This is a genomic window from Dethiosulfatibacter sp. (assembly GCF_983023055.1).
Genome location: NZ_CEZJXU010000139.1, coordinates 1 through 5407 on the forward strand (window position 1 = coordinate 1; position 5407 = coordinate 5407).

The following is a 5407-nucleotide window of genomic DNA, read 5'->3' on the forward strand; positions in this document are numbered from 1 at the left end:
AGGCTGTAAAAGAATTCACAGAGTTTGGCTCAGGATTTAAAATAGCAATGCGGGACCTGGAAATAAGAGGTGCCGGTAATATTCTTGGATCACAGCAGTCTGGACATCTTGCAGCCATAGGATATGATCTTTATGTAAAAATGATGGAAAGAACACTTAACAGGATTACCAATGATGAAGTTAGGGAAGATGATTTTGAGACTGTAATAGAAATCGATGTAGACGGACACATTCCAGTGAGATATATTGAAGATGAAGAGCAAAAGATAGAAATCTACAAGAAAATTTCGGTAATAGAAAACTACGAAGATATAAGTGATGTTACCGAAGAGATTATTGACAGGTTTGGAGATATACCAAAGTCAGTAAACAACCTTATAAAAATATCCTATATAAAGGCGCTATGTAAAAAGCTTAAAATAGTGATGTTGAGGCAGATTAACAATGTTGTTCACATCGAATTTAAAAACGGTGAAGCTATTTCTCCAGCCATGATAAACGGCATAATGGAAAAATATAAAGGAAAGTTTAAATTTGATGTATCAAATAAACCTGTACTTAAATATGCAATGGGAAGAGATGAAGTGAAAGATGTATTGAACATTCTTGAAAATACAGTTGAAAACCTATATAATTTTAGTACCGATAAAAATTCTACAGAAAAAACGGAGGTTCAAAGTGAAAAATAAAAGAATAGCAGCTTTAGTATTAACAGTAATAATGATTTTGTCAATATCAGTAGGATGTGTAAAGGAAAACAAAGAATCGGCGGCAGCTGTTGTAAACGGCGAAGAAATATCCATAGCAGAATTTGATGAAAACCTTGAAATCTACAAGAATATGTATGAAGCGCAATATGGTGAGATAGCATGGGATGAAGAAATAGAGGAAGGCGTTACTTATTTATCGTCCCTTAAGGAAAATGTAATTGAAAACATGATTATGGATACTATCATGCTTCAAGAAGCATCTAAGGACAGCATTGAAGTAACGGATGAAGAATTGCAGGGTCTTTTTGATGAATACAAAGCATATTATGGAGATGAGGAAACATACAATGAATCACTTGCAAGTAGTGGAATGGATGAAGATTTCCTTATGAATTATCTTGAAAATGGAGAGTTAATAGACAGATATGTCGGTGATTTTGTTGAATCCATTGAAATAGATGATGAAACACTTAAGGGTTATTTTGATGAAAACAAGGATAAGTTTGCAGCTGTAAGCGCCAGTCATATACTTGTAAATTCATTGGTAGAAGCGCAAGATATACTTTTTAAACTTAATGATGGTGCTGATTTTGCAGAAATGGCAATGGAATTATCGCAGGATCCTGGAAGTGCGGTAAACGGAGGAGAACTGGGATATTTTTACAAGGGTCAAATGGTCCCTGAATTTGAGGAAGCTGCATTCAGTGTAGAACCTGGAAACCTCAGTGGGATAATACAAACTGATTTTGGATTCCATATCTTGAAAATAAATGATAAAAAGGATACTTATGAAGACAATTCTGATATTGTTCTAGGAGATTACCAGAATACAAAATACACTGAAAAAATAGAAGAACTTAAAAATGATTCTGATATAGAAAGATTTGTAAAAACAAAATAATTCTCAAAGGGGACACCATGAAGATTAAATTTACAGGAGCAGCAGGAACAGTAACTGGATCATGCCATTATATTGAATACGGTGATAAAAAGCTATTGCTTGATTGCGGTCAGTTTCAGGGAAAGAAAGATGTTGAAAAACTGAATGAAGATGGTTTTCCATTTGATCCTGCAGAGATTGATTATTTGATTCTTAGCCACGCCCACATAGACCACAGTGGAAGAATACCTCTATTGGTTAAAAATGGATTTAAAGGTAAAATATTCGCTTCAACGCCTACATATGATCTCTGTACTATAATGCTTATGGACAGTGGACATATCCATGAAATGGAAGCGGAATGGAAATCCCAGAAATCCATGAGAAAGGGAGGAGAACCTGTAGAACCTCTGTATACTTCAGAAGATGCACAAGCAAGTTTAAGTTATTTTAGTCCTGTTATCTATGAGCAGTATGAGGAAATAGATGATGTACTTACAGTAAGGTTTATTGATGCAGGCCATATTCTTGGTTCCTCCATAGTAGAATTATGGTTCAAGGAAAACGGAGAATCTACGAAGGTAGTGTTCTCGGGAGACCTTGGAATGAAAGATAAGCCAATAATAAGAGATCCCCAGATTGTTGAGAAGGCGGACTATCTTATAATAGAGTCAACATATGGCAACAGGTTCCATGAATCACCAGAAGAAAGAGTGGGTAAGCTGTCAAAAATCATACTTAATACTATTAAAAACAAAGGAACAGTAGTAATACCTTCTTTTGCGGTTGGTAGAACTCAGGAGATTATATATGCCTTAAACGAGCATTATGATGGTAACGATGAATTTAGCAAGGCTTTCAAAAATATACCTGTGTATATAGATAGTCCTTTAGCGTCAAAGGCTACGGAGATTTTCAAGAAAAATGCCCATGTATTTGACAAGGAAGCAAGGGAAAAAATACTTTCCGGAGACAATCCTCTTGAATTTAAGAATCTTCATTTCACCCAAACTACAGACGAGTCTAAGGCACTAAACATGTCTACGGAACCAAAGGTAATAATATCTGCAAGTGGAATGTGCAACGCAGGTAGGATAAGGCATCATTTGAAGCATAATCTTTGGAAGAAAAATTCAAGCATTGTTTTTGTTGGATACCAAGGCGAAGGAACCCTGGGAAGGCTTATAAAAGAAGGCGAGAAGGAAATCCGACTTTTTGGAGAGGACATTTATGTACAAGCGAATATAGAAAGCGTAGAAGGATTCTCTGGACATGCTGACCAGAGAGGATTAATGGAATGGCTTAAGGGATTCAAGGAAGCACCTAAGAAAGTTTTTATTGTTCACGGTGAATCGGATGCAAGGGACGTGTTTTCTAAAAAGATTGAAGATGAGCTCGGATTTTCAACGGTAGTGCCAAAGATGAACTCTGAATATTTGATGGAAAACGGTGAGGTTAGTGTTGTTGAAGAAGGATATGTTCTTGATTTAACTTCTGATAAAGCTAGAGATATAGAAAAGGCAAAACCTCAAAAACCTGTAAAAGAAGCAAAAGTTGTAGCCGAAAAAGTTAAATATAATAAAAAAGATGAAAAAATTAAGGAAACTGCAGAGAAGGAAGATGATGAGCTCTGTGAAGAACAGAAGGTTGAAAAGCTTAAAGAAGATATCATAAAGCTTAAGGAACTTGCAGGAAAGGCATTCGACATAACAGAAACAACATTGGTCAATAGCGATATGAAAGTAGGTGAGTACAAGACGTTAAATAATATTGTCCTAGAAATTGAAAAATCACTTGTAAACCTTACAATGCAAAGTGGAGACTGATAATGGATTTTGGAAAAATTAAAATTTTAATAGACACGGATCCTGGATATGATGATGCTGCTGCAATTATTACAGCAGCATTTTCTTCGAATATAGACATCCTTGGATTGACTACGGTGTTTGGAAATACTTCCCATGATATTGTTAAGAAAAATACAGCTTCTATGATTGACTATTTTAATCTTGATATTCCCTATGCTTTTGGAGAAAAGGAACCCTTGAACAAGAACAATATAGCTACAGAGGTGTCTGAAAAGGATGTTTTCAACCTTCCTGAACATGAATCAAGGGAAGATGTAAAAGGCGCAGTAGAGTTTCTTAAGGAGAAGCTTGAAGAAGAGAGGGGAAAGGTGACTCTAGTTACCCTGGGACCTCTCACAAACATATCAAAGCTTCTTAAGCAGTATCCAAAATGCAAGACTATGATAGATAGAATTGTAATGATGGGAGGGGCACTGAATACAGGTAATGTAACATCGGCTGCCGAATTCAATATTTATTGTGATCCTGAAGCTGCAAAAGAGGTATTTAATTCAGGAGTGGAAATTGCCATGGCAGGTCTTGATGTGACAAGGGAAACCAAGCTATATGGATATGACCTGGAAAAAATTTCGGGATTTGGAGAAAAACAGACGAAACTGGTTGAAATAATAAAGGCATGCAGCTCCAAATATGGACTGACACCTGAAAAGGGAATACCTGTACATGATGTTTGTACAATAATATATTTGCTTGAACCTGAAGTATTTGAATCTGAAAAATTCAGTGTGGATGTTGAAACAAAGGGAGAGATTACCAGGGGAATGACACTGGCGGATAGAAGACCTTTTTCAACTGCAGTTAAGAATACAACTGTATTAACAAAAATAAATATAAATAAATTTATGAGATGCTTCTTTGAAATAATGGCTAAATACTAAGGTTTTAAACAATGAACTGATATATCACGATGTATAAATATAAGTAAAACGAATATTGGTCCATAAAAACCAATATACAAGCAATCCTTTTTATGTTATAATAACAGAGATGTAAATACAAATAAAGGTGATTAAATGAAATTTACTGACCATAGATTTATGAAAGTGGCTGGTCCCATAATAAGCAATAATGTATTTCAAAAGATGAAGCATATAAAGCATCATGACGAAAGTGTTTACGAACATGTTTTGGATGTTGCATATCAATCTTACAAAATAGCATACAAAATGGGATTAGACTGGGAATCAACTATTAGAGGAGCGTTGTTGCACGACTTTTATTTATATAAGTTTGATAAAACTCCAAGATTGAGACTTCCTTTAGATGCTTTCTTGCATGCATTTAGACATCCGGTTATCGCATTAGAAAACGCTAAAGAGATATTTGAACTTAACGACAAGGAATGTAATATCATAAAAGGTCATATGTTTCCGGCAAGAATTCCGAAATACAAGGAAAGCTGGATAGTATCAATGGTGGACAAGTTTCTGGCTGTAATTGAGTACTACAACAATTACAAGAAGAGAATATTAGGAATTGAAGAAGCGTATAAAGAAGCATAAAATGCACCCTGTCATATGACAGGGTTTTTATTTAGCTCTTTTAGGCAATAAAAAACGAGACATTTACATGTCTCGTAATTTTTTTGTCGAGTTTTAGCTTATTGCAAAGGTGAGTTCGCCTTCTGCGGCGACTTCGTCACCTACATATGCCACGGCACTCCCTACGCCCAAAGGGCCCTTAGAACGGGTTATTTCGACGTCTAGTCTCAAAGTATCTCCAGGTACGACCTTTCTTTTGAATCTCATTTTCTTGATTCCGCCGAAATATACCGTTTTGCCCTTGTTCTTTTCAAGAGACAGCATTGCAAAAGCACCTGTTTGAGCCAAGGCCTCAACTATGAGTACTCCTGGCATTACATGGTTTCCAGGGAAATGACCCTGGAAGAAATATTCATTTACAGTGACATTCTTTATTGCTACAGCCTTTTTGCCTTCTTCCATTTCTAC

Annotated in this window: 6 protein-coding genes; 5 read left to right on the top strand and 1 reads right to left on the bottom strand. The window is 35.8% G+C overall.

Going from position 1 to position 5407, the window contains the following annotated elements:
- The 5 genes from AC3AX0_RS06320 to AC3AX0_RS06340 form a co-directional block, all read left to right on the top strand.
- On the top strand, positions 1-689 hold a 689-nt coding region (locus tag AC3AX0_RS06320; RefSeq protein ID WP_487549459.1), incomplete at its 5' end, for a TRCF domain-containing protein.
- Positions 679-1611, top strand: a complete 933-nt coding sequence (locus AC3AX0_RS06325; RefSeq protein ID WP_487549460.1) for a peptidylprolyl isomerase — start codon at positions 679-681, stop codon at positions 1609-1611. The genes AC3AX0_RS06320 and AC3AX0_RS06325, both read left to right, overlap by 11 nt.
- Before the next feature lie 17 nt (positions 1612-1628).
- On the top strand, positions 1629-3416 hold the full coding sequence (locus AC3AX0_RS06330) for an MBL fold metallo-hydrolase RNA specificity domain-containing protein (protein WP_487549461.1): 1788 nt from the start codon (positions 1629-1631) through the stop codon (positions 3414-3416).
- A gap of 2 nt (positions 3417-3418) precedes the next feature.
- Positions 3419-4336 carry a nucleoside hydrolase gene (locus AC3AX0_RS06335; RefSeq protein WP_487549462.1) on the top strand — a complete coding sequence of 306 codons (918 nt, stop codon included), beginning with the start codon at positions 3419-3421 and terminating at the stop codon, positions 4334-4336.
- A 135-nt stretch (positions 4337-4471) separates the two neighbouring features.
- Complete coding sequence (locus AC3AX0_RS06340) at positions 4472-4960, top strand: HD domain-containing protein (RefSeq protein ID WP_487549463.1); 489 nt, start codon at positions 4472-4474, stop codon at positions 4958-4960.
- A gap of 93 nt (positions 4961-5053) precedes the next feature.
- Here AC3AX0_RS06340 and fabZ read toward each other — a convergent pair.
- A partial coding sequence (gene fabZ / locus AC3AX0_RS06345; protein WP_487549464.1) for a 3-hydroxyacyl-ACP dehydratase FabZ occupies positions 5054-5407 on the bottom strand: 354 nt, incomplete at its 5' end.

Coding starts and splice junctions, on each gene's coding strand:
- AC3AX0_RS06330 (WP_487549461.1), top strand. CDS start 1,629: ATGAAGATTAAATTTACAGGAGCAGCAGGAACAGTAACTGGATCATGC.
- AC3AX0_RS06335 (WP_487549462.1), top strand. CDS start 3,419: ATGGATTTTGGAAAAATTAAAATTTTAATAGACACGGATCCTGGATAT.
- AC3AX0_RS06340 (WP_487549463.1), top strand. CDS start 4,472: ATGAAATTTACTGACCATAGATTTATGAAAGTGGCTGGTCCCATAATA.